At 62.4% G+C, this 22,722-nt stretch carries 21 protein-coding genes and 1 pseudogene; 8 read left to right on the forward strand and 14 right to left on the reverse strand.

The genetic code is table 11. The features are described from left to right. Window position 1: 1 nt before the first annotated feature. Both FHX10_RS20260 and FHX10_RS20265 read right to left on the reverse strand, forming a co-directional pair. The gene (locus FHX10_RS20260; RefSeq protein ID WP_048338267.1) at window positions 2–484 is read right to left on the reverse strand and encodes a DUF1772 domain-containing protein; all 483 of its coding nucleotides are present in this window, start codon (window positions 482–484) and stop codon (window positions 2–4) included. A 2-nt stretch (window positions 485–486) separates the two neighbouring features. Next, on the reverse strand, window positions 487–1,311 hold the full coding sequence (locus tag FHX10_RS20265; protein ID WP_063474765.1) for an NmrA family NAD(P)-binding protein: 825 nt from the start codon (window positions 1,309–1,311) through the stop codon (window positions 487–489). 100 nt (window positions 1,312–1,411) lie between these two features. Between FHX10_RS20265 and FHX10_RS20270 the strand changes: the two genes are divergently transcribed. The 3 genes from FHX10_RS20270 (at window position 1,412) to FHX10_RS20280 (ending at window position 3,819) form a co-directional block, all read left to right on the forward strand. Continuing rightward, a complete protein-coding gene (locus tag FHX10_RS20270) occupies window positions 1,412–2,065 on the forward strand; it encodes a TetR/AcrR family transcriptional regulator (RefSeq protein ID WP_028756631.1) in 654 nt (217 codons plus the stop codon). Between the two features lie 75 nt (window positions 2,066–2,140). Continuing rightward, the gene (locus tag FHX10_RS20275) at window positions 2,141–2,830 is read left to right on the forward strand and encodes an orotate phosphoribosyltransferase (RefSeq protein WP_063474764.1); all 690 of its coding nucleotides are present in this window, start codon (window positions 2,141–2,143) and stop codon (window positions 2,828–2,830) included. Between the two features lie 62 nt (window positions 2,831–2,892). Then, window positions 2,893–3,819 carry a carbohydrate kinase family protein gene (locus FHX10_RS20280; protein ID WP_063474763.1) on the forward strand — a complete coding sequence of 309 codons (927 nt, stop codon included), beginning with the start codon at window positions 2,893–2,895 and terminating at the stop codon, window positions 3,817–3,819. A gap of 56 nt (window positions 3,820–3,875) precedes the next feature. On the opposite strand, the gene otsA is transcribed toward FHX10_RS20280, so the two are convergent. Continuing rightward, window positions 3,876–5,276, reverse strand: a complete 1,401-nt coding sequence (gene otsA, locus FHX10_RS20285) for an alpha,alpha-trehalose-phosphate synthase (UDP-forming) (protein WP_183844900.1) — start codon at window positions 5,274–5,276, stop codon at window positions 3,876–3,878. A gap of 288 nt (window positions 5,277–5,564) precedes the next feature. Continuing rightward, complete coding sequence (locus FHX10_RS20290) at window positions 5,565–5,924, reverse strand: metalloregulator ArsR/SmtB family transcription factor (RefSeq protein ID WP_127431004.1); 360 nt, start codon at window positions 5,922–5,924, stop codon at window positions 5,565–5,567. Window positions 5,925–6,093: 169 nt separating this feature from the next. Between FHX10_RS20290 and FHX10_RS20295 the strand changes: the two genes are divergently transcribed. Then, window positions 6,094–7,047: an acyl-CoA desaturase gene (locus FHX10_RS20295; RefSeq protein WP_127431003.1), complete on the forward strand. Its 954-nt coding sequence runs from the start codon at window positions 6,094–6,096 to the stop codon at window positions 7,045–7,047. Between the two features lie 191 nt (window positions 7,048–7,238). On the opposite strand, the gene pgi is transcribed toward FHX10_RS20295, so the two are convergent. After that, entirely contained in the window at window positions 7,239–8,864 is a 1,626-nt protein-coding gene (pgi, locus tag FHX10_RS20300) for a glucose-6-phosphate isomerase (RefSeq protein ID WP_127431002.1), read from the reverse strand. Between the two features lie 187 nt (window positions 8,865–9,051). Next, window positions 9,052–10,752, reverse strand: coding sequence for a long-chain fatty acid--CoA ligase (locus FHX10_RS20305; RefSeq protein ID WP_183844901.1), 1,701 nt, complete (start codon window positions 10,750–10,752; stop codon window positions 9,052–9,054). A gap of 256 nt (window positions 10,753–11,008) precedes the next feature. On the opposite strand from FHX10_RS20305, the gene FHX10_RS20310 reads away from it, so the two are divergent. Next, window positions 11,009–11,401 (forward strand): PRC-barrel domain-containing protein, encoded by a 393-nt coding sequence (locus tag FHX10_RS20310; RefSeq protein ID WP_028756625.1) that lies wholly within the window; start codon window positions 11,009–11,011, stop codon window positions 11,399–11,401. 200 nt (window positions 11,402–11,601) lie between these two features. Here FHX10_RS20310 and FHX10_RS20315 read toward each other — a convergent pair whose 3' ends face one another. The 6 genes from FHX10_RS20315 to FHX10_RS20340 form a co-directional block, all read right to left on the reverse strand. Further along, window positions 11,602–14,058 carry a glycoside hydrolase family 2 protein gene (locus FHX10_RS20315; protein WP_183844902.1) on the reverse strand — a complete coding sequence of 819 codons (2,457 nt, stop codon included), beginning with the start codon at window positions 14,056–14,058 and terminating at the stop codon, window positions 11,602–11,604. 75 nt (window positions 14,059–14,133) lie between these two features. After that, window positions 14,134–14,529, reverse strand: coding sequence for a VOC family protein (locus FHX10_RS20320; RefSeq protein ID WP_047617276.1), 396 nt, complete (start codon window positions 14,527–14,529; stop codon window positions 14,134–14,136). A gap of 79 nt (window positions 14,530–14,608) precedes the next feature. Further along, complete coding sequence (locus FHX10_RS20325; RefSeq protein ID WP_127430999.1) at window positions 14,609–15,358, reverse strand: ABC transporter permease; 750 nt, start codon at window positions 15,356–15,358, stop codon at window positions 14,609–14,611. Then, window positions 15,355–16,299 carry an ABC transporter ATP-binding protein gene (locus FHX10_RS20330; protein ID WP_183844903.1) on the reverse strand — a complete coding sequence of 315 codons (945 nt, stop codon included), beginning with the start codon at window positions 16,297–16,299 and terminating at the stop codon, window positions 15,355–15,357. Before FHX10_RS20330 ends, FHX10_RS20325 begins: the two co-directional genes overlap by 4 nt. Beyond that, window positions 16,296–17,462 carry an ABC transporter permease gene (locus FHX10_RS20335; protein ID WP_184390103.1) on the reverse strand — a complete coding sequence of 389 codons (1,167 nt, stop codon included), beginning with the start codon at window positions 17,460–17,462 and terminating at the stop codon, window positions 16,296–16,298. The genes FHX10_RS20330 and FHX10_RS20335 overlap by 4 nt, the downstream gene beginning before the upstream one ends. Before the next feature lie 86 nt (window positions 17,463–17,548). Further along, window positions 17,549–18,457, reverse strand: a complete 909-nt coding sequence (locus FHX10_RS20340; protein WP_028756619.1) for an ABC transporter substrate-binding protein — start codon at window positions 18,455–18,457, stop codon at window positions 17,549–17,551. Window positions 18,458–18,877: 420 nt separating this feature from the next. On the opposite strand from FHX10_RS20340, the gene FHX10_RS20345 reads away from it, so the two are divergent. Together FHX10_RS20345 and FHX10_RS20350 are read left to right on the forward strand one after the other, a co-directional pair. Beyond that, window positions 18,878–20,122 carry a LysR family transcriptional regulator gene (locus FHX10_RS20345; RefSeq protein WP_063474756.1) on the forward strand — a complete coding sequence of 415 codons (1,245 nt, stop codon included), beginning with the start codon at window positions 18,878–18,880 and terminating at the stop codon, window positions 20,120–20,122. Continuing rightward, window positions 20,119–20,844 carry a copper homeostasis protein CutC gene (locus FHX10_RS20350; protein WP_063474755.1) on the forward strand — a complete coding sequence of 242 codons (726 nt, stop codon included), beginning with the start codon at window positions 20,119–20,121 and terminating at the stop codon, window positions 20,842–20,844. Before FHX10_RS20345 ends, FHX10_RS20350 begins: the two co-directional genes overlap by 4 nt. Before the next feature lie 71 nt (window positions 20,845–20,915). Here FHX10_RS20350 and FHX10_RS20355 read toward each other — a convergent pair whose 3' ends face one another. Then, window positions 20,916–21,293 (reverse strand): hypothetical protein, encoded by a 378-nt coding sequence (locus FHX10_RS20355; RefSeq protein WP_184390105.1) that lies wholly within the window; start codon window positions 21,291–21,293, stop codon window positions 20,916–20,918. A gap of 126 nt (window positions 21,294–21,419) precedes the next feature. Between FHX10_RS20355 and FHX10_RS35605 the strand changes: the two are divergent. After that, window positions 21,420–21,503 (forward strand): annotated as a pseudogene (locus tag FHX10_RS35605) (copper homeostasis protein CutC); the annotation flags it as partial. 159 nt (window positions 21,504–21,662) lie between these two features. Here the strand turns inward: FHX10_RS35605 and FHX10_RS20360 are convergent. Then, window positions 21,663–22,682: a zinc-binding alcohol dehydrogenase family protein gene (locus tag FHX10_RS20360; RefSeq protein WP_097543244.1), complete on the reverse strand. Its 1,020-nt coding sequence runs from the start codon at window positions 22,680–22,682 to the stop codon at window positions 21,663–21,665. Window positions 22,683–22,722 lie beyond the last annotated feature (40 nt).

Raw genomic sequence — 22,722 nt, forward strand, 5'->3', positions numbered from 1 at the left:
CCTAGACAATCATCAGCGCCCGCACGAATGCCACCGAGGCGAGCAGCGAGGCGATCGTCCGCACATGGTTCCACCATGTCCAGTCCCTGAGATAGCTGGTCCAGAGCTGAACCGCCTCCGCCCCGCTGCCGCCGACCTTATCAAGCGCATCGTTCATCGGCACGTTGAAGATGATGGTCGAGAGGAATGAGGCGACGACATAGAGGGTCGCACCTGCGAGCATCAACACGGATGCCCCGCCGCGCCAGTCGATCACCGCCAGCACCGCGATGACGATGCAGAGGATTGCCGTCGGCACGAAAAGGCCCATGAAGGGCGAGCGGACGATCGTGGCGTTGATCGAGTTCATTGCGGCGATGCCCTGTTCCGCCGGGATGCGCGAGAAGGCGGTCATGATGAAGGTCGAGAAGGCGAAGAAGATGCCGGCGACGAGGCCGCTGCCGATTGCCGCGGCGGCGAGGGAGAGGGTGAGAACGATCTGCATGGTCAGGCGCTCCATATTCCGCTTGTCGCGGTTCGGCGGGCATATTGGCTGAATTCGGTGGCGGGGCGGCCGAGGATTTCGGCGACACCGCCCATCACCTTGGAGTTGCGCCCGTCGAGTACCTGGCCGAACAGTTCCTCCAGAAGATCGATCAGGCCTTGGGGCAGGCCGGCTGCCGCAAGCGCGCCGGTGAAATCCGCCATCGACACCTGCTCATATTCGATCGGCCGCCCAGTGGCCGCGGCGATCTCGGCGACCGCCTGTCGGAAGGTCAGTGCCCGCGGGCCGGTCAGTTCGTAAACCTTGTTGCGATGGCGGGGATCGGTCAAGGCGGCGACGGCGGCATCGGCGATGTCGTCGGCATCGATGAACGGTTCGCTGATCTCGCCTGCCGGCAATTGCAGCCGGCTGCCGATGATCTGCTCGACAAAGGCGCCCTCACTGAAGTTCTGGCAGAACCAGGAGGCGCGCAGGATGGTGGTGTCAATGCCGGACGCCTTCAGCGCTGCCTCGCTGCGTTGCGCGCCCTCTTCGCCGCGGCCGGAAAGCAGCACGATATGCGCAAGGCCACAGTCGACCGCGACCTTGGCGAGTGCGCCGATCGCCTCTGCCGCCCAGGCGACGGAAAGATCCGGCTGGAAGGCGACATAGGCGCTCGATGCGCCATCAAGCGCCTCGCGCCAGGTCGACCTGTCCTCCCAATCGAAGGGACGGGCGCTGGAGCGTGACGCTGCCCGAACATTCAGCCTGCGCGCTTCCAGGCGCTTGATGATGCGGCCGCCGGTCTTTCCCGATCCACCGACGAGGACGATTTCGGAATTCTGCATGTCGAAGCTCCTTCCTTGATCAAAACAAGAGAAACTCTCTCATTTGCAAAATGAGATAAACTCTCTTATTTTCTTTGTCAACTTGGAAAGGGAGCAGACGATGTCGGAGCAGCCGGTCGCAACGCGCAGGCGCCAGCAGGAGCATAGCGGCCAGCTGCGCCGGATCCCCAGCCAGCAGCGCGGCCGTGAGCGCTTCGAAAAGATCCTCGCCGTCGCCTCCGAGCTGATCGAAAGCCATGGCAGCGACGGCTTGAAAATGAGCGAGATCGTCGAAAAGGCCGGCCTTTCCTTTGGCGCCCTCTACCAATATTTCCCCGACAAGAGCTCGATCATCCGGACATTGGCCGAGCGTTTCAACGAAGAGGGCAGGCGGTGCGTCGAGGCGGAATTGGCGAAGGTCACCGATGCTGCCGGGCTGCAAGGCGCGCTCGCCACGATCGTTGACGAATATTACGGCTTCTTCCGCCGCGAGCCCGTCATGCGCGACATCTGGCATGCGACCCATACCGACAAGCTGCTGCAGCAGGTCGATGCCGAGGACATGGAATTTCATGCCCAGGCATTTCTCGCCGTGCTCGTCCGCCTATGGCCGGATCGCGACCGCAAGGAACTGCTGGCGATCGCCCGGCTGACGATGCAGCTGCTTGCCGCCGGCGTGCGATATGCGGTTTCGCTCGATGCGGAGGAGGGCGCCCAGGCGATCGCCCTGTTCAAGAAGATGCAGATCGCCGATATCGGTCGTCTGCTGCGGTAATTGGCTCGCCTTTCGTCTGGAAACGTCGGGCTCTTGCTGCTATTCCCCCAAGGACCCAAGCCGAAGGAGAGCCGCATGATCCAGACCACATTTCCCGACCGCGCCGTGATGGCCGAACTGGTGGCCAAGATGCTCTGGGAAATCAAGGCGGTGCATTTCAATGCCGCCCAGCCTTACAAACTCGCCTCCGGCATGGCGAGCCCGGTCTATATCGATTGCCGCAAGCTGCTTTCCTTCCCGCGCATCCGCTCGACGGTGATGGATTTCGCTGCCAGCACCCTGCTGCGCGATGCCGGCTTCGAGCAGTTCGATTGTATCGCCGGCGGCGAGACCGCCGGCATCCCCTTTGCCGCGCTGCTGGCTGACCGCCTCGGCCTGCCGATGATCTATGTCCGCAAGCAGCCGAAGGGCCATGGCCGCAATGCCCAGATCGAAGGCAACATGCCGGAAGGCTCGCGCGTTCTCGTCATCGAAGACCTGACGACAGCCGGCGGCAGCATGTTCAAGTTCATCGACGCGGTTCGTGCCGCCGGCGGCATAGTCGATCATGGCATTGCGCTGTTCTTCTACGGTATCTTCGGCGAACAGCGCTTTACCGACGGCAAGGTCCGGCTGCATCACATCGCCACCTGGCGCAATGTTCTGGCCGTCGCCAGGGCGCAGAAGCTCTTTGACGACAAGACGCTGACGGAGGTCGAGGCCTTCCTTGATGCGCCGCTGGCCTGGTCGGGCAGGAATGGTGGGGTTAGTGAGCTTTCGCTCTAGCCAGTTGACAAAAGCTCACTTAATCGATTGATGGACATATCAGTGCTGTTGGGAGGAATACGATGATTTTGTGCTGCGGCGAAGCCTTGATCGACATGCTGCCGAGGGACACGACGCTCGGCGAAAAGGGCTTTGCGCCCTATGCCGGCGGCGCGATTTTCAACACCGCGATCGCGCTCGGCCGCCTCGGCATCCCCACCGCCTTCTTCACCGGCATTGCCGATGACATGATGGGCGAAGTCCTGCTCGAGACGCTGAAGGCGAGCAATGTCGATTACAGCCCGTGTGCCATCACGCCGCGTCCCTCGACCATCGCCTTCGTCAAGCTGGTCAATGGCCAGGCGACCTATGCCTTTTACGACGAGGGCACGGCCGGCCGGATGATCACCACGGCCGACCTGCCTGTTCTGGGCGATGATTGCGAAGCCTTGCATTTCGGCGCCATCAGCTTGATCCCCAGCCCCTGCGGCGAAACCTACGAGGCGCTTCTCGACCGCGAAGCCGCAAGCCGCGTCATCTCGCTCGATCCGAATATCCGTCCCGGTTTCATCAAGGACAAGCCGTCGCATATGGCCCGCATCAAGCGCATGGCCGCCAAATCAGACATCGTCAAATTCTCCGACGAGGATCTCGAATGGTTCGGCTTGGAAGGCGACCACGATACGCTCGCCGCCCACTGGCTTGCCCACGGCGCCAAGCTCGTCGTCATCACCAAGGGTGCGGAAGGTGCTTCCGGTTATACCAAGGAGCGTAAAGTCACGGTCCCGAGCCAACGCGTCACCGTCGTCGACACGGTCGGCGCCGGCGACACCTTCGATGCCGGCATCCTGGCTTCCTTGAAGATGGATGGTCTGCTGACCAAGCCTCAGGTCGCCTCGCTCGACGAAAAGGCACTCCACAACGCCCTGACCCTCGGCGCCAAAGCCGCCGCCGTCACCGTCTCCCGCGCCGGCGCCAATCCGCCCTGGGCGCATGAGATCGGGCTTTAACCCTCGCGCCGGGGACGGTGCGAGGCTTTTTGCGATGACGGCTGGACGCTGATCGATCAGGCGATTGTCCGGGGAAGTTCGGGAGCGGTCACTAGGTCCCGCAGGAAGTTTTCGCACCAAAGCGAGACATCGTGAGAGAGCAGATGCTCCATCATCATGCTCCAGCGTTCGCGGCGCTCCCCAAGCGACATGGCAAGGCCCTTGGCAATCGCATTGGCAGTGCCTTCGACATCGTAGGGATTGACCAGCAGCGCACCCTTCAGCTCCCGAGCCGCGCCGGCGAAGCGCGATAGCACCAGGACGCCCGGGCGATCCGGGTTCTGGGCGGCGACATATTCCTTGGCGACGAGATTCATGCCGTCGCGCAACGGCGTGACCAGCCCGATCGTCGCCAGGCGGTAGAGGCCGGCGAGCACGGTGCGGTTGATCGAACGGTTGACATAGCGGATCGGCACCCAGTCGACCGTCCCGATGGCGCCGTTGACGCGGCCGGCCTGCTCGGCGACCATCTTCTGCATATGCTCGTATTCGGGAACTTCCGATCGCGACTTCGGCGTGATCTGCAGATAGGTGACCTTGTTCTGATAGGCGGGATTGCCGGTGAGGAAGCGTTCGAACGCTTCCAGCCGCTGAATGATGCCCTTGGAATAATCGAGCCGATCGACCCCGATGATCATGTCGCGGCCCTCGATGCTGCGCCGGGTCTTCTGCACCATGACATTGTCTGCGGCGCTCTCGGCGAAGTCGGCGAAGCCCGCGGTTTCGATCCCGATCGGATAGGCGCCCGCCTTGAATATCCGCCCATGTGAATCGAACGATCCATTTCCGAGGTCGTCGCCAATGCCTTCCCTTCTGAGATACCCGGCGAAGTTCTGGAGGTCGTAGTCCGTCTGGAAGCCGACGAGATCGTAATGCGAGAGCCCGCGCATGATTTCTTCATGGACCGGCATCGTGACGAGAATGTCGGCCGGCGGCCAGGGAATGTGCAGGAAGAAGCCGATCCGGTTCTTCAGCCCCATTTGGCGCAGTTCGGCGGCCAGCGGAATGAGGTGGTAGTCATGAACCCAGATGATGTCGTCCGGCTCGATCATCGGCGCCAGCCGGTGCGCGAAAAACCGGTTGACGCGGAAATAACCGGCCATTTCCTTTCGGCCATATTCGGCGAGGTCGAGGCGGTAGTGACAGATGGGCCAGAGAACACGGTTTGCAAATCCGCGATAATATTCCTCGACGTCGGTGTCGGTGAGATCGGTCAGCGCATAGGTGATGTTACCCTTCTGCAGTTGCGACAGCGGGCCAGGCTCCCTGTCTCCGCTCGACTCTCCCGACCATCCCATCCAGATGCCGCCGCGCGCCTGCAGGGCTGCCTGCAGCGCGACCGCCAGGCCGCCGGCCGGGGCGCTCCCATCCTTGGCCGGCATGGGAACACGATTGGAAACGACGATAAGACGGCTCATGAATTTCCTTTGGTGAAGATGGATCGTGAAAACGCTCTATGGTGAGCGTCTCGGGCAATCTCCCGAGCTGGGCGCGAAAGAGCCGATCCGGACGCGAGTGGTCCGGCGCATACGCCAGCGGAAACAATGAAACGGGGCATCGCCCCCGGCTTGTAGGCCATGTCGTCGGAAGTACCCTGCGCACATATTTTGCTTGAATCTAGGGCGATGGCGGCAGATTGAAAGAATTCTTTCTAAAATTTTCTATTAGAAGAAAGTTCAATCCGGTTTTGCGCGACGGGCCCCATGCTATTCTTTCGCGCGGGCGCGCGCCTGGCTTTCCTTCTTGATCGGCCGACCGACGGGGCAGACCTCCTGTACGAAGCCGTTGAGCGTGTTGACAAGATTGTTCTCGATCAGGGAATAGTGCACGAACTGGCCCTGTTTCTCTCGTCTGATCAGTCCTGCGGTTTCGAGGATGGAAAGATGTTGCGAAACGGCCGGCTTGGACATGCTGAAGCGGTCGGCGATCTCGCCGGCGGTCAGGCCCGAGGCTGAGAGATAGGCGAGGATCTTTCGCCGTGGGGCACTGGAAAGCGCGTGAAATACCCGCTGGGCGGCGCTGACGGAGCTGCCTTCCACAGCGTCATCGAAAGTCTCTTCGTTCAAGTCCGGTCTCCGTGCCTGCGGCATCATCGCAACGATCCACTAACAAATTAAGCAATTAATGTATTGCTTAATTAATGCCGTTCGCGCAAAGTAATTAGGTAATTTCTTAATTAATGAATTGGTGGGCGATGTACAAGTGGAGAATGCGCCCGATAGGAGGGAGTTTGTCATGAGCAGTATTTCCACGGGGCGGATGATCGACAACGGAAGCGATCCCGTGAAGGGCAGGGTCGTCTGGATGCCGGCAAAGTCGATCTGGATCACCGCCATGACTTTGATCGCCATTATTGGCGGGCCGTTGACCCTCACCTGGAGCGCTTTTGCTGTCTTTATCCTCCTGACCGCCCTCACGATCTGCCTCGGTCATTCCGTTGGCATGCACCGGCTGTTGATCCACCGCTCGTTCAGCACCCATATCTGGATCGAGCACTTCCTTGTCTATCTCGGGACGCTGGTCGGCATGGCTGGTCCCTTCGGCATGATCTACGCGCACGATATTCGCGATTGGGCGCAACGGCAGCGAGACTGCCATGACCTCTATGCCCATCGCCGGCCTTTCTTCATCGATGCTTTCTGGCAGATGCATTGCATCGTGGTGCTGGACCGTCCGCCACGTTTCGTCCTCGATGAGCGCGAGCGGCGCAACCGCTTCTACCGCTTCCTGGAGGCGACATGGATGGCGCAGCAGATTCCCTTGGGGCTCGTGCTCTTTGCGCTCGGCGGCCTGCCGTGGATAGTCTGGGGTATTGCCGTGCGGATATCAGCGTCGTTAACCGGACACTGGCTGATCGGCCACTTCGCTCATCGCGACGGCCATCAGAGCTGGAGCGTCGATGGTGTCGCGGTGCAGGGCTATGACCTGCCGCGTTTCGGGCTGGTGACCTTTGGTGAGAGCTTCCATGGCAACCATCACGCCTTTCCGGAATCGGCGCGGCTCGGCATCGAGCCGGGGCAGCTGGATCTCGGTTGGTATTTCATCCGGCTGCTGGCGAGGCTCGGCCTGGCTTCGGCGATCAAGCTCCCGCACACGATCATGCCAAGGCGAGGGTTGAGGCGCGTCAAGGCAGCTGAAACTGTTGAGGATGGCGCCAATCCGCCCTGGGCAAGTGAGATTGGCTTTTGAGGCTTAAGCCAGCGTCCGCCCCTCATCCGGCTGCCGCCACCTTCTCCCCGTAAACGGGGCGAAGGGACAATGCCGCGGCCTCTCGATTCGCTCTTCTCCCCTTATGGCGCAACTTTTCCATCCCTGCCTGCGTCTCGCGTGGCACGTCCCCTCGCCCCGTTTACGGGGAGAGGGTCAGGGTGAGGGGCAAATTACTTCGCCAGCTTTGCCAGCGCCGCAACCAGGCCCTGCGTCGAGGAATCATGGCCTGCCGCACTTTCCTTGCCTTCGACGACCGGCAGCAGGCCGGTTGCCAGTTCCTTGCCGAGCTCGACGCCCCACTGGTCGAAGGAGTTGATGCGGAAAAGCACACCTTCGACGAAGACGCGGTGTTCGTAAAGCGCGATCAGGCGGCCGAGGGCGTAGGGGGTCAGCTTGTCGTAGACAAAGGTGATCGATGGGCGGTTGCCGTTAAAGACGCGGTGCGGCGCGATGAAGTCGGCCTTCTTGTCGTCCATACCCTTGTCGGTCAGCTGCTTCTTGGCTTCCGCGAAGGTGCGGCCCTTCATCAGGGCTTCCGACTGGGCGAGAACGTTGGAGATGAGCAGCTGGTGCTGGTGACGCAGCTCCGGCTCGAAGGCATTGGCGGCGATCATGAATTCGGCCGGGATGATGCTCGTGCCCTGGTGGATGAGCTGGTAGAAGGCGTGCTGGCCGTTGGTGCCGGGTTCGCCCCAGACGACCGGGCCGGAATTGCCCTCGACCGGCGTGCCGTCGATGGTGACGCCCTTGCCGTTCGATTCCATGTCGAGCTGCTGCAGATAGGCCGGGAAGCGCGACAGGCGCTGGTCGTAGGGCAGGATGGCGCGGGTGGGGTAGCCCAGCACATTGCGGTGGTAGAAGCCGATCAGGCCGAGCAGCATCGGCAGGTTTTCGGTAATCGGTGCCTTACGGAAGTGATTGTCGACGGCATGGGCGCCATCGAGGAATTTGCCGAAATTCTCCGGCCCGACGGCGATCATCAGCGGCAGGCCGATCGCCGACCAGATGGAGTAGCGGCCGCCGACCCAGTCCCAGAAGCCGAAGACCCGGGCGCTGTCGATGCCGAAGGCGGCGACCTTGTCGAGCGCCGTCGAGACGGCGGCGAAATGGTGCTGCACGGCCGCTTCGCCGAGCGCCTTGGCGATGAAATTGCGCGCCGTCTGCGCATTGGTCATCGTCTCGACGGTGGTGAAGGTCTTCGAAGCGACGATGAACAGCGTCGTTTCCGGCTGCACCAGCTTCAGGATATCGGCGATATGGGCGCCGTCGATGTTGGAGACGAAATGCGCGCGCGGGCCGTCATGAAAGGGGGCAAGCGCCAGCGTCGCCATGACAGGGCCGAGATCCGAGCCGCCGATACCGATATTGACGACGTCGGTGATCGCCTTGCCGGTGGCGCCCTTCAGCGCGCCGGAGCGGATCTCGTCGGCGAACTTGCCCATGGCGGCAAGCACGGCATTGACGTCGGGCATGACGTCCTTGCCGTCGACCAGAACCGGCGTGTTGGAGCGGTTGCGCAGCGCGGTGTGCAGAACGGCGCGGTCCTCGGTGAAATTGATCGCCTTGCCCGAGAACATTTCCTCGCGCTTCTTTTCGACGCCGCCGTCTTCGGCAAGCTTCACCAGCAGCTTGAGGATATCGTCATTCACCGCCGTCTTGGAAAAATCCATCAGCAGGTCGTCAAGCGAAACGGAAAAACGCGAAAAGCGCTGCTGATCGGCGGCGAAGGCGGCACGAATATCGGTCGCCTTGGTGGCATCAGCGGTGCTTTTCAGCTGTTCGACGATGGCGTTCATGGGAGGCTCCTTTGGAGGCGGAAAGGGTTGCGGAAACTATTCGCTTTATCACCCGCAAATCAAGTTCAGCCACCTGCCGAAATAGAAAAAAGCCACCCGCGGCGAGCGGATGGCCCTCAATTTCATTAGAGCGCCGCGCGTCCGAAAGACGTGCAAAGGACGCTGTAACACTTTGAATTCGTCAAATTCAGCCGCGCAGGTCCTTGCGCAGGATCTTGCCAACCGGCGACTTCGGCAGTTCGGTGCGGAACTCGATGAAGCGTGGCCGTTTGTAGTTGGTAAGATTGGCGATGCAATGGGCTTTCACCTCTGCCTCGGTCAGGTTCGGATCCTTCCTGACGACGAAGAGTTTGACCGCCTCGCCCGAATGTCCGTCCGGCACGCCGATGGCCGCGGCCTCGAGAATGCCGGCATGCATGGCGGCGACCTCCTCGATCTCGTTCGGATAGACATTGAAGCCGGAGACCAGGATCATGTCCTTCTTGCGGTCGACGATCTTGGTATAGCCGCGTTCGTCCATGAAACCCATGTCGCCCGAGCGGAAATAGCCGTCATCGGTCATCACCCGCACCGTTTCCTCCGACTTCTGCCAGTAGCCGGCCATCACCTGCGGCCCGCGGATGCAGATCTCGCCGACCTGGCCGAGTGGTAACGAATTGCCTTCCTCGTCGCGAATATCGAGGTCGGTGGAGGGCAGCGGCAGGCCGATCGTACCGGTGAACTCGGCCGAATCGAAACGGTTGGCGGTGGCGACCGGCGAGGTTTCGGAAAGGCCGTAGCCCTCCGTCACCGGCGTGCCCGTCATCTTGAGCCAGCGGTCGGCGACCGGCCGCTGGACGGCCATGCCGCCGCCGAGCGACATGATCAGCGGGGAGAAGTCGAGCTTGGCGAAATCGGCATTGTTCATCAGCGCATTGAACAGCGTGTTGAGACCGGGGAAGATATGCACGTCGGATTTGCCGAATTCCTTGACGAGACCGGGAATGTCGCGCGGATTGGCGATCAGGATATTGTGGGCGCCGAGTGACATGCCCATCAGCGAATTCACCGTCAGCGCAAAGATGTGGTAGAGCGGCAGGGCGCAGAGGAAATTCAGCACCTCCGGCTGCTTCTTGCGCTCGAAGGCCGAGCGGAGCCAGAGTGACAGCTGCTGCTTGTTGGCGAGCAGGTTCGCATGCGTCAGCACCGCGCCCTTGGCAACGCCCGTCGTGCCGCCGGTATATTGCAGGAAGGCGATATCGCCGCCGGCAAGCGTCACCGGCGCAAGCGTCTTTCCCGCCCCTTCGCGCAGCACCTGGCCGAAGCTCTTGTGCTGCGGGATCGACCAGGAGGGAACGAGCTTCTTCACCCTGCGCACGACGAAATTGACGATCAGCCCCTTGGGTCCCAGCATTTCGCCGAGCGAGGTGACGACGACATGGCGCAGATCCGTCTTGTTGAGCACCTGCTCCACCGTCCGGGCGAAATTCTCCAGCACGAAGATCGCCTTGGCGCCGGAATCCCGCAGCTGATGTTCGAGTTCGCGCGGCGTATAGAGCGGGTTGACGTTCACCACGACGAGGCCGGCGCGCAGGATGGCGTAGGTGGCGATCGGGTTCTGCAGCACGTTCGGCATCATCACGGCGACGCGATCGCCCTTCTCGAGGCCGATGCTCTGCAGCCAGGCGGCGAGTTTGCGCGTCTTGCTCTCCAGTTCACGATAGCGCATCGCCTTGCCCATGCTGGAAAACACCGTCCGGTCGGCGTAACGGGCGCAGGATTTTTCCAGCATTTCGGCAAGCGAGGCATATTCCAGAGGTGGGAGTTCGGCCGGAACGACATCGGGATAGCTGGCAAGCCAGGGCTTGTCGGGTTTGGCTCCGTTCGGATGGACGGAAATGCTGTTCATCGTATCCTCTCTCCCTTGCGGCCGCCGCTGAGCCAGCAATCGTCTGGCCCATATTGACCGGAAAGATCCTCCGTCTTCCAGCCCGGCAGCTTATGCCATTGCCTGAACGGTTCAAGCCGAATGAAGCTATACTAACCTTGACGTAAACGTCAACATTCGGCCATCGCCGGATCGTGGGAAGGCTGGGGAACTTTGAGTCGGCCATGACGTTGATCCTGCAGACTCACCATGAGGAAACACCAAAAGGAGGTGCACAATGTTGAACCAGGATACTGACGCCACCCGCCGCGACCCGAACGTCGAGGGCACGCATGCGATGATCGCCAGCGACCGTGTCGAAGGCACCCGTGTTTATGGTTCGGATGGCAGGCATATCGGCTCGATCGAACGCCTGATCATCGGAAAACTCGACGGCCGCGTCGCCTATGCCGTGCTGAGCTTCGGCGGCTTCCTGGGCATCGGCCACGATCACTATCCGCTTCCCTGGGAAAAGCTGAACTACGACACCCAACTGGACGGCTATCGCATCGACCTGACCAAGGAGCAGATCGAAGGCGCCCCGAGCTATTCGGACGATGACGACACCTGGTACAACGATAATGGCCGCCGGGTCTATGATTACTACGGCGTGCCGCCCTACTGGATGTAACGTCGTCCGATAGGCCGAGCTGGAAGGGCCCCGCGGCATGCGGGGCCTTTTTGGTGTTTGGTGACAAATGTCGTGGCTCGGCAGCCCCTCATCCGGCTGCCGCTACCTTCTCCCCGTAAACGGGGCGAAGGGGATGTACGCGACCGCTCTCGGCTCGTCCCTCTACCCGTTTACGGGCAGAGGGTTAGGGTGAGGGGCAGCTAGCGCGAACCGACAACAAGATCATTGGCCGATCGCAGCACGGTGCCGATGACAATATCCTCTGCCCTGATCGCCTTCGCCGTCTTGACCGCAAAGACATGGCTCTCGCCCGGCAACAGCGTCACCAGCATCGAATCGACGACGGCATCCGGATCCAGCCGATCCGCCATCAGGCAGAGATCCTTGAGGAAATTTTGCGCCGTCACCCGCACTGCATACCCACTCTCGATGCTGGTGACATCGACCGCCAGCCGCGGTGGCGGCAAGGCAAGCTCGATATCCTCGACGAAATAATGGAAGGCGCGCCTGTCCAGCATCTGCACGACGATGAGCTCGTCCTTCGGTAAGCCGGGAGTGACGATATCCTCGGGCAGCGGAAATTCCTTGGCCTCGAAGCGGTCGCAGAGCAGGCGCCAGAATTCGAATGCGGCAAGCACGGTGCCGTCGAGCTTCAGGCGTTTGCCGCTGATCTTCGCCCGCCAGAACAGGGTGCGTTCATTGACCGCCACCGCCGCAAGCCCGCTGCCGCGCGGCTGGATCGTCAGCAGGCGCGGATCATAGGCTGCCTTCAGCGCATACCAGAGCGGCTTGCGGCGGCCGGCCGAATCGAGCGCCGCCCATGAGGTCACCGGCCAGCAATCGTTGAACTGCCAGACCACCGCACCCTTGCAGACATTCCGGTGCGAGCGCATGTGCTCGACGCCGAAGCGGATGGCGCGCGCCTGGTTGAGCTGGGTGGCGAAATGCCAGTCGTCCATCGTCTGCGGCTCCGGCAGATGGCCGGCAAGGCCGCGGATCAGCTTGTCATTGCCCTCGGTTGCCTTCTGATGGTGGAAGACGCCGTTCGATTGCGGCGTCAGCGGCTGGTCATGCACGCTTTCTTCGATCGTTGCCCAGGCGGCCGGCGCCTGCCAGCCGAATTCGGAGCAGAAACGCGGGATATAATTGCGGTAGACCTCGTAGCCGACATCGTTCCATACGTCCCAGATGTGTTTGCAGCCATGGCCGTCGGCATTGGGTTCGATCTCCATCGAGCCGGAGTAAGGACTGCCGGGATAATAGGGCCGGTCGGGATCGAGTTCGCCGCAGAGCTTCGGCAGCAGGCCGAGATAATAGCCGAGCCCCCAGCTTTCGCCGGCCTGGATGATCGGCCGCCAGCCCCATTCGTCGAAGCCCCAGATGTTCTCGTTATTGCCGTTCCAGAGGATCAGCGAGGCATGCGGCATCAGCCGCACGACATTGTCGCGCACCTCCGCCTCGACCTCGCTTCTGAGCGGCTCCTCTTCCGGATAGGCGGCGCAGGCAAAGAGGAAATCCTGCCAGACCAGCATGCCCATGCGGTCGCAAGCCGCGTAGAATTCATCCCGCTCGAAGATGCCGCCGCCCCAGACGCGCAGCAGGTGGATGTTGGCGGCCTTTGCCTCCTCGATCCGCGCCGCATAGCGCTCGTCCGTCACCCGCGGGGGGAAACAATCGTCCGGAATCCAGTTCGCCCCGCAGATGAACAGCGGCACGTCGTTGATGACGAAGGTGAAGGCCGAGCCGTGTTCGTCGGCCGAGGTGTCGAGCCTGAGCGAGCGGAAGCCGAGTTCGCGTTCAAAGCTGTCGAGCAGATCGCCGCTGGCCTCGTCGACCAGCCTCAGCGTCATCGGATAGAGCGGTTGCGCGCCGAGATGATGCGGCCACCACAGCTGCGGCGAGGGGAGGGCAAGCTCGAAGACGATCTCGTCTTCATCAGCATCGATCGCCACCGTCTGGGTCACGTCGCCGATTGCGGCGACGAGCTGGCACGGCTCATGATCGCCATGCCGCGCCAGCTTCGCATGGACCTTCACCAACCCATCGCCGCCGGCAAGCGTTGCCGATACGCGCGTTTCGGCAAGCCGCGCCCGATCCCAGCTTTCCAGCCGGACCGGCTTCCAGAGCCCCGCCGTCACCAGCGTCGGCCCCCAGTCCCAGCCGAAATTGCAGGCCATCTTGCGCATCAGATTGCCCGGTCCCGGATAGTTGTTGGGGCGGTAGCCGTAATGCCTTTCCATCTCCGCGCCATAGGCGTAGGCCGAGCGGAAGGCGACCGTGAGTTCGTTGCTCCCGGCCTTCAGCAGCCCCGACACATCGAAGCGATAGGTGCGGTGCATGTTGAAGGTGCGGCCGATCTCTTCGTCGTTGAGGGAGAGCACCGCGACCGTATCGAGCCCGTCGAAGACGAGTTCCCATACCCTGCCATCATCAGGCATTGCCTCGAAGCTGCAGCGATAGGTCCAGTCGGTTTTGCCGATCCAGTCATTGGTGATCTCGTTGACGTCGATATAGGGATCGGGGATCAGCCGGTTGGCGAGCAGGTCGAGATGCACGCAGCCCGGCACCGTTGCGGGTATCGCGGCCGGCAGGCCGGATCTTCCTGTATCGTTACAGGTAAGCGTCCAGCCGGAATTGAGCGCGGTCTTCTCGATCATGGGCGGGCTCCTGATTCATGCCGCTCGAAGCTGTGGGATTAGGTGTGGAGTGGAACTATGTCGCCGCAAGAAGCGTCAGAGAAACCGGCCGTGGCGCTGCAGCACCTCGATCTTGTAGCCGTCGGGATCGCTGATGAAGAAGAACAGGCCGAAGAGCTTGCCGTCGCGGTTGAGCTCCACCAGTTCGCCGGGATGAAGCCCGAGCTTCGACAGCCGTTTGCGTTCGACCGCCACCTCTTCGACCGAGACGGCGAGATGACCATAGGCATTGCCGAGCTCATAGGGCGCGGTCCGGCCCTTGTTGACGGTCAGCTCCAGCTCGAAGCCGGTCTCGGCATTGCTCAGATAGATCAGCGTGAAGGTTTCGAAATCGACGCGGTCGGCGACCGAAAGGCCGAAGGCCTTGCCGTAGAAGTCGACGGAGCGCGCCTCGTCGAGAACGCGGATCATCGAGTGGATCATCTTCGCCAATTCTGCCTCCCATTCCACGACGGCGCCGCGCGTCTTTTCAGACGCGCAAAGGACGCTGTGGCACTTGGTACCCGTCCCTTTACGCCGGGCGCAAGCCGATTCTTCGGGTGATCGCCGCTTCGACGAGGCCCATGGCGTCATAGATCAGCACCGCCATCAGGCCGACGATCAGGCCGCCCTGCAGAATGAAGGCGGTATTGTCTGAAATCAGCCCGGCGATGATCACCTCGCCGAGACCCTTTGCCGCAACCGTCGAGCCGATCGTCGCCGTGCCGATATTGATGACGGTCGCAACCTTCAGCCCTTCGAGGATCAGCGGCAGGGCAAGCGGCAGCTCGACGCGAAACAGCCGCTGCATGCCGTTCATGCCCATGCCGTCGGCGGCATCGAGCACCTGCGGCGAAACCTGTTTCAAGCCGGCGACGGTGTTTTCGAAGATCGGCAGCAGGCCGTAAAGAAAGAGCGCAATCAGCGTCGGCATGGCGCCGAAGCCGGTGGCGGGAACGGCGAGCGCCAGCACCGCGACCGGCGGAAAGGTCTGCCCGGCATTGGCGATGGCGCGCGACAGCGGCAGGAAGTCAGCCCCGCTTTCCCGCGTCACGAAAATGCCGCCGACAACGGCAAGCACGGCGCTGCAGACAATCGAGCCGATCACCAGTTGCAGATGGCCGACGGCCAGCGAGGCAAGGCTGTTCTGCGTATAGACGGCGGGCGCATTGTTGTTGGTCAACGGCGTGAGCAGGAAGGAAAGCCACTCCGTCCTGAACAGCAGGATCAACAGCAGGGCGAGCGCCGCCAGGCGGAAGAGATTGGCGACGAGGAGTTTCATGCCTTGCGGCCCAGTTCGAGAAGCCGGCTCATCGAAATCGACCCGACAGGCGCCTTCTCGCCGTTCTCAACGGCCGCCTCGTCGACCCCCTGCCAGATCATTTCGGCCAGCGCATCGCGCAGGCTGAGCGACTGCGGCAGGGCATAGGCGAGACCGCTTTTCGCCGGCGCCATGCTTTCCTTGAGCGGCAGCAGCGACATCAGCTTCAGCGCCCGGTCGGAGGTGCCGGTCAATTGCTGCACGAAGGGATCGGCCGGCTCGGTGAGGATCTTTTCCGGGGTCGAGCATTGCAGCAGTCGGCCCTGGCTCATGACAGCGATCTGGTTGCCGAGATGGAAGGCCTCGTCCATGTCGTGGGTGACGAGAATGATCGTCGTGCCGAACTGCTTCTGGATCGCCAGCAGATCGTCCTGCGCCTTGCCGCGGATGACCGGGTCGAGCGCCCCGAAGGGTTCGTCCATCAACAGCAGTTCCGGCTCGGCCGCCAGCGCCCGGGCGACGCCGACACGCTGCTGCTGGCCGCCGGAAAGCTGGTGCGGGTATTTGTCGGCAAAGGTCGCCGGATCGAGGTTGAAAAGCCCGAGCAGTTCCTCGACCCGTTTGGCGATGCGGGCGGAATCCCAATCGAGAAGCTGCGGGACGGTGGCGATATTCTGCGCCACGGTGCGGTGCGGAAACAGGCCGTGGCCCTGGATGGCATAGCCGATCTTGCGGCGCAGCTCGGTCACCTCAACGTCCATGACATTCTGCCCGCCGACGAAGATCTGACCTTCGGTGATCGGCACCAACCGGTTGATCATGCGCATCAGCGTCGATTTGCCCGAGCCCGAGGTGCCGACGATGACGGTGATCTCACCCTTCTCGACGCTCATCGAGACGTCGTCGACGACGGTGGCCGTGCCGTAGCGCTTGGTGACGTTCCTGATCTCGATCATGCTCATGCGGCGGATCCCCGGATGCTGTCGATGACCGCATCGAGGATGACGGCCGATGAGAAGGCGAAGAAGACGGTCGGCACGGCGCCGAGCAGGACGAGGTCCATGGCCGTCTGGCCGAGCCCCTGGAAGATGAAGATGCCGAAGCCGCCGCCGCCGATCAGTGCGGCGATCGTCACCATGCCGATCGCCTGCACCAGCACGATGCGGATGCCGGTGAGGATGACGGGGAAGGCGAGCGGCATGTCGATGCGGGTCAGGATCTGCAAGCGCGTCAGTCCCATGCCGGCGGCCGCGTCGCGCACCGCGGGGTCGACGCCCTGTAGGCCGACGACGGTGTTGGCGACGATCGGCAGCAGCGAATAGAGTACCAGTGCGATCAATGCCGGCGCCGTGCCGATGCCGCGGATGCCGATGGCAGCGGCCAGCGGCACATGGGTGGCGAGATAGCCGAGCGGCAGCATCAGCAGGCCGAAGAGCGCCAGACTCGGGATCGTCTGGATGAGGCTCAAGCCCTGCAGCACGATGGCCCGCAGCTTCGGCACCCAGAAGCAGAGGATGCCGAGCGGCAGGCCGAGAGTGATAGCGATGGCAAGCGAGCCGAAGGCCAGCAGCAGATGCGAAATCGCCTCGGTCTCGAATTGCGCAGCCCGTGTGGAAAATTCCTTCATGATCGAAAGGCTGTCGAGCAGGCCTGACGTGAGCGAGAGGAACAGCAGCGCCGTATAGGCCGCAAGGGCTGCGACCCGCATCCACGGCGCCAGCCGGATTTTGACAAGCGCATCTGATATCACGAGCCCGATCACGGCAAACAGCACCCAGAAACCGCCGCCGGGCGTCATCCGCGCCACCGTGCTGCCGGGCGGCGTCGCTGCCGCCGAGACGAGCCCGATCGCAACGATCAGCGCCGCAAGGCAGAGCGTCGCGACCGTAAGCCGGGCAAGGGCGTTGGTGAGCAGCAGCGCGGCGAAAGCGGTGAGAAGGAAAAGCACGGTCAGGATGATGACGGAAGGCTGGGGAAGAAGCTGCGTGAGCAGCATCGGCTTGCCGGCGGCGATACGGTTGGCCTTCACATAGATGAAGGGCATCAGGGCCGTCGCCGCAATGCCGCCGGCCACCAGAACCACGCCGAGCCGGTCCAGCCTGCGGACCGCTGAGGTTTCTTCCATCAATTCAACCCTGTCTGCCAACCTGTCCGCTCAATCCTATCAGCAAAGGGAGGCTCCGCCCGAACGTCGGGCGGAGCGAGCGATGACTATTTCAGGAAGCCTTTTTCCTTGAGATAGGCTTCGGCGACGGACTTTGCCGGCTCGCCGTCGACCTGGATCTTGGCGTTGAGCTTGCGCAATTCGTCGGCGGTCAGGCTCTTGAAGATCGGCGAGAGCACTTCCTCGATCTTCGGATTGGCCTTCAGCACCTCTTCGCGGATGATCGGCGTCGGCGCATAGACCTGCTGCACGTTCTTGTCGTCTTCGAGAACGGTTAGTTCGGCCGCTTCGATCGCGCCGTCGGTGCCGTAGACCATCGCGGTATTGACGCCGTTCGTCTGGTCGGCGGCCGCCTTGATCGTCGCCGCCGTATCGCCGCCGGAGAGAACGACGGTCTGGTCGGGCTTCAGCTGGAAGCCATAGGTCGTCTGGAAGGCGGGAAGCGCACCGGCCGAATTGACGAATTCGGCGGAGGCGGCAAGTTTGGCGGCACCGCCGCCGGCAACCCATTTGCCGAAGTCCGTCAGGCTCTTCAGCTTGTTCGGTTGGGCGACATCATTGCGCACAGCGAGCGCCCAGGTGTTGTTGGCAGGAGACGGCGTCAGCCAGACGATCTTGTTGGCGTCGTAATCGAGCTTCTTCGCCAGCTCATAGCCCTGGTCGATGTTCTTCCAGGCGGCGTCATCCGCCTTGTTGAAGAAGAAGCCGGCATTGCCGGTATATTCCGGATAGATGTCGATTTCGCCGGCGGTGATCGCCTTGCGCACGACCGGTGTCGCGCCGAGCGCGATGCGGTCCTGCGTCTTGATGCCGTTGGCTTCGAGCGCGAGCGCGATGACGTTGCCGAGCAGCGTGCCTTCGGTGTCGATCTTCGACGAGACGACGACGTCGGCGGCCTGGGCCGCACCCACCGCGAAGGCGGAGAGCGAGACGGCAAGTGCGAGTTTCTTCAGCATGGAATATCCCCTGTGTTAACACCGTTGAATGAGGCTCAAGCCCTTGGCGGAAGGCTTGTGCGCAGAAAATCCGCCGGCGAGGGCGACGAGGCCGCCATCATGCCGGAATTGCGTGCGTCATGGAAATAGCGTGCCCACCCGAAAAATCGATGCAAGCCCCCTCCAGTATTTGCGGTCGCGGCACGATTATGGCGGCGAATGCACCTCCACGCGCGGAAACGCATTCCCTTTTCCAAGGCCGGCGCGATTTGTTTTTGTCCCCTTGCGTGTTTCCACGATGCTCCGGTGCTCTTTCACGGTTTCCCGGCGCCCGGATTTTTTATGACGGAAACGATAGCCCGCCTATTCTGAGGCAGGGATATCTTTTTTCATGAACACATCATATCGTCCGGTTTTTCCAGCGCTTTCCGGAGGTGGCCATTGCATCTTGGTGCCCTGTTCATTGCAAGCCATGTCCTGACATCCGGCTCGGTGCGCGAGACCGCGCGCCGCTTCCAGCTGTCACCCTCCACTGTCTCCACCGCAATCCATAATCTCGAGACCGAACTGGCGATAAAACTGACCGAGCGCGCCTCCGGCGAGCTGGTGACGCTGATTGCGAGCGGCAGGGTGCTGGACGGGCTGGAGCCGATCATGGCTGCGATTGCCGAGCTCGGCCAACTGACCGGCCATGACGGCGCCGCCGAGGCCTACGAGACCTGGGCATCCCGCATCCCCGTCAAGATCGTCACCATGGAGCGTTTTTTGGAAGTGGCCGACCAGGGCAGCATCAACCGGGCCGCCCGCCGGCTTCGCTTGGGTCAGCCACAGCTTTCACTGCAGCTTGCCAATCTTGAGAAATTTCTGGGTGCTCGGCTGTTCGAGCGGCAGGCGCAGGGCTCGGTGCTGACGGAAGAGGGCAGGCGCGCCTATCAGATTTTCATGGCGATCAGCCAGGCATGGAACGACCTGAAATCGTCCGCCGACGAGCGTTACCGACGCACCGCCCGATCGCTGCGCATCGGCTCGATCATCCCGACCGGCTCGGAAAGCTGGGTGGCGCGCTGCCTGGGCGTGCTGGTCTCCGAATGGAATGCCCGTCGCAACAACAATGCGATCTCGCTGGTGTCGATGACCGCCGACGATTTGCGCGAGGCGCTGAAGAACGGTCGCATCGACGTGGCGATCCTGGACTCGGTCTTCGGCCTCGAAAGCTTCCGGCATCGCGAATTGCTGCAGACCGACATGGTGGTGATCGCGCCACCTGACAGCACCGAGATGAGCGTCGCCGATCTCGTCGCCGGCCATGCGATCTGCATGCCGAGCCCACGCACCGGCCTCGGCCATGCGGCCATGGCCTTCAGCTACGAGCGCGCGCCCAACCGGCGCCTGCGCGGCCAGGATATCACCGCGGCGGATTCGCTGCCTGTGATCGTCGACCTCGTCGCCAATCACGGCTATGTCTCCTTCCTCGGCCGGGTCAGCGCCCTGCCGATCGCCGACAAGGTGCGCATCGTCGATCTCGACGTGCACCTGCCGATGTCCTATCACGTCGCCTTCAACCATCGCAAAGCCGCCGCCGATGCCTGCACCGTCATCATCGAGGCGGCGGCGAGAATTACGTCGGAAACCGTCGCGCAAACCAAAAGGCAGGCGGACGCCGGAGCCAGGGAGACTGCAGCGTGACCATCTTGCTCGAAGTGTGCGTCGACAGCGCCGAAGGCCTTGCCAGCGCCATCGAAGGCGGCGCCGGCCGCATCGAACTCTGCTCGGCGTTGGAACTCGGCGGGCTGACGCCGCTACCGAGCCTGATGCGGATCGCCGCCCGCGCGCCCATTCCGGTCTATGCGATGATCCGCCCGCATGCCGGTCCCTTCATCTTCGACAAGGCGGACGAAGAAGCGATGATGATCGATATCGACGCGGTGCGCACCGCAGGCCTCGCCGGCGTCGTCATCGGCGCCAACCGGCCGGACGGGACGCTCGACATGCCGCTGATCCACCGCTTGAAGGCGCATGCGGCCGGCCTCGGCTCGACGCTGCATCGCGCTTTCGATCTGGTGCCGGATGCCGATCAGGCGCTGGAGCAGGCGGTCGAGCTCGGTTGCGAGCGGATATTGACCTCCGGCTGCGCGCTGAAGGCGGCCGACGGCCTCGAGGCGCTGAAGCGCATTTCGGCCAAGGCTGCCGGCCGCATCTCGATCATGCCCGGCAGCGGCATCCGCCCGACAAATGTCGGGGAGATCCTGCAGGCGACCGGCGCTCGCGAGGTCCACGGCTCCTGCAGTTCACCGGTCGAAAGCGCCGATCCGCGCGCGGTGGCCTTCGGGTTTGAGGCGAAAAGCACGAACAAGACGGATGTCGCGGTTGTGAGGGAGATGCGCAGGGCGATCGAGGCGGTGGGTTAGAAGTTGTAGCCCGCGCCAGCATCGAGACAGCCCCTCATCCCATCGGCGTGAGGGACAGCAAAGACGGCCCATCACTCGCGATCGTGCACGACGCCCATGATATCGCCCCTGCGGGAGACGCTCACCAGGAGATCGTCCCCGTCTCGCCATGCTCGGATCAGATATCGTTCACCCACGTCCTTCACATCTCTGACGCGGTAACCACGTCTCTCAAGGAGGCGAACCGCATCGTCCGGCCCGAAATTGTCCCAACCCGAGCGCCATCCGCTTCGCTGGTCGTGGTGGCGATTCCATCGCTGCAGAAAATCCGTTTCCGTCTGGTTATCGTCGGGATCGGAATAGAACTCCGATCCCTGGCCTTCCTGGATGACCACCTGCGCGCGGGCCGGCACCGCAAGTGGCATTGTCAGCGCCGCAGCCATTGCCAAGGAAGCAATTCGCATTTTCATCGCTCGACCCTTTCCATCACTCAATCGACGAAGATCTGCCGGCTATCCGGCGGCCCCACTTATGGACACTTCCGTATTCGTCTGTGTGCTTTTTGATTGAGAAATGTTGCGCGACATCTTGCGCGCCGGTTGGAGGCGAAGAGTACCAACAAAACGGATGTCGCCGTTGTGAGGGAGATGCGCAGGGCGATCGAGGCGGCCGCGGGATAACGGAGCATGGGGACAGGGGCCCCCATTTTGTCGATTGCACCCCGTTTCGTCATCCTCCGCTCAAGGCCGAGGATGACGAGTGTGGGGGGAACCTAAGCAGCAAGGACCGCGAACATGACAAAATAAGCGCCTAACTCTGCAGGACTTTTCCGACGCTGCCTAACCCCCGATACTGATGACAGCCTTGATCAACCCATTCTTCTCATGCGCCCAGCGGGCGAGATCGCGCGGCGCGTCGGCAAGCGTCGTGCGGTGGGTGATGAGTTTCTCCACCGGCACCAGGCCTTTGGCGATCGCATCCGCGACATGCTCGAAATCGACGCGAGTGGCGTTGCGGCTGCCGATCACCATCATCTCGCGCTTGTGGAATTCGGGATCGGAGAAGCGGATATCGTCCTTGACGACGCTGACCAGCACCAGCGCGCCGCCATGAGCGACGAAGGAGAAGGCCTTTTCCATCGAAGGGCCGTAACCCGTTGCATCGAAGACCACGTCGAAACCGTCGCCGTTGGTTTTGGCGCGAACGCTCTCCGCTGTCGCCTCGTTGGCAACGATGCCGGAGGTGAAGCCGAAGCGCTCCGAGGCCATCTGCAGCCGCTCGGTGCTGGTATCGAGCAGCGTCACCTCATGGCCTGCGATGCGCGAGAAGATCGCCGCCCCGAGCCCGATCGGCCCGGCGCCGATGACGAGCGCCCGCGCACCGGGGCCGGTCATCGAACGGCGCACCGCATGGGCGCCAATCGCCAGGAACTCGGTCGTTGCCGCCGCCTCGAGGCTCAGGCCCTTGGCGGGATAGAGATTGCCCGATGGAACCGAAATCTCCTCGCAGAAGGCGCCGTCGGTATGGACGCCGAGCACCTTGATGTTGGTGCAGCAATTCGGCTTGCCCTGACGGCAGGCGACACATTGCCCGCAGGAGAGATAGGGATTGACGATGACGGGCGTGCCGACCGCGATCGCCACACCGTCGCCCGCTTCCAGCACCGTCGCCGAGATCTCATGCCCCATCACCCGGGGATATTCGAGGAAGGGATGTTTGCCCTCGAAAATATGGTAGTCGGTGCCGCAGATGCCGACATGGCTGACGGCAAGCCGCACCCAGCCGGCGGCGGGAGCCGCTGGCGAAGGACGCTCGACGATATCGAGCACGCCGGGCTCCCGGCAAAGAACTGCTTTCATGACGGGTCTCGCATTCCTTGAATGGAAGAAGCCGGCTCGT

Origin of the sequence: Rhizobium sp. BK591 (assembly GCF_014195045.1) — a bacterium.
Classification (GTDB): domain Bacteria; phylum Pseudomonadota; class Alphaproteobacteria; order Rhizobiales; family Rhizobiaceae; genus Rhizobium; species Rhizobium anhuiense.

Coding starts and splice junctions, on each gene's coding strand:
- FHX10_RS20260 (WP_048338267.1), bottom strand. CDS start 484: ATGCAGATCGTTCTCACCCTCTCCCTCGCCGCCGCGGCAATCGGCAGC.
- FHX10_RS20340 (WP_028756619.1), bottom strand. CDS start 18,457: ATGCTGAAGAAACTCGCACTTGCCGTCTCGCTCTCCGCCTTCGCGGTG.
- FHX10_RS20355 (WP_184390105.1), bottom strand. CDS start 21,293: ATGAAAATGCGAATTGCTTCCTTGGCAATGGCTGCGGCGCTGACAATG.
- FHX10_RS20275 (WP_063474764.1), top strand. CDS start 2,141: ATGATCCAGACCACATTTCCCGACCGCGCCGTGATGGCCGAACTGGTG.
- FHX10_RS20330 (WP_183844903.1), bottom strand. CDS start 16,299: ATGAGCATGATCGAGATCAGGAACGTCACCAAGCGCTACGGCACGGCC.
- FHX10_RS20265 (WP_063474765.1), bottom strand. CDS start 1,311: ATGCAGAATTCCGAAATCGTCCTCGTCGGTGGATCGGGAAAGACCGGC.
- FHX10_RS20295 (WP_127431003.1), top strand. CDS start 6,094: ATGAGCAGTATTTCCACGGGGCGGATGATCGACAACGGAAGCGATCCC.
- FHX10_RS20270 (WP_028756631.1), top strand. CDS start 1,412: ATGTCGGAGCAGCCGGTCGCAACGCGCAGGCGCCAGCAGGAGCATAGC.
- FHX10_RS20310 (WP_028756625.1), top strand. CDS start 11,009: ATGTTGAACCAGGATACTGACGCCACCCGCCGCGACCCGAACGTCGAG.
- FHX10_RS20360 (WP_097543244.1), bottom strand. CDS start 22,682: ATGAAAGCAGTTCTTTGCCGGGAGCCCGGCGTGCTCGATATCGTCGAG.
- FHX10_RS20315 (WP_183844902.1), bottom strand. CDS start 14,058: ATGATCGAGAAGACCGCGCTCAATTCCGGCTGGACGCTTACCTGTAAC.
- FHX10_RS20335 (WP_184390103.1), bottom strand. CDS start 17,462: ATGGAAGAAACCTCAGCGGTCCGCAGGCTGGACCGGCTCGGCGTGGTT.
- pgi (WP_127431002.1), bottom strand. CDS start 8,864: ATGAACGCCATCGTCGAACAGCTGAAAAGCACCGCTGATGCCACCAAG.
- FHX10_RS20280 (WP_063474763.1), top strand. CDS start 2,893: ATGATTTTGTGCTGCGGCGAAGCCTTGATCGACATGCTGCCGAGGGAC.
- otsA (WP_183844900.1), bottom strand. CDS start 5,276: ATGAGCCGTCTTATCGTCGTTTCCAATCGTGTTCCCATGCCGGCCAAG.
- FHX10_RS20325 (WP_127430999.1), bottom strand. CDS start 15,358: ATGAAACTCCTCGTCGCCAATCTCTTCCGCCTGGCGGCGCTCGCCCTG.
- FHX10_RS20305 (WP_183844901.1), bottom strand. CDS start 10,752: ATGAACAGCATTTCCGTCCATCCGAACGGAGCCAAACCCGACAAGCCC.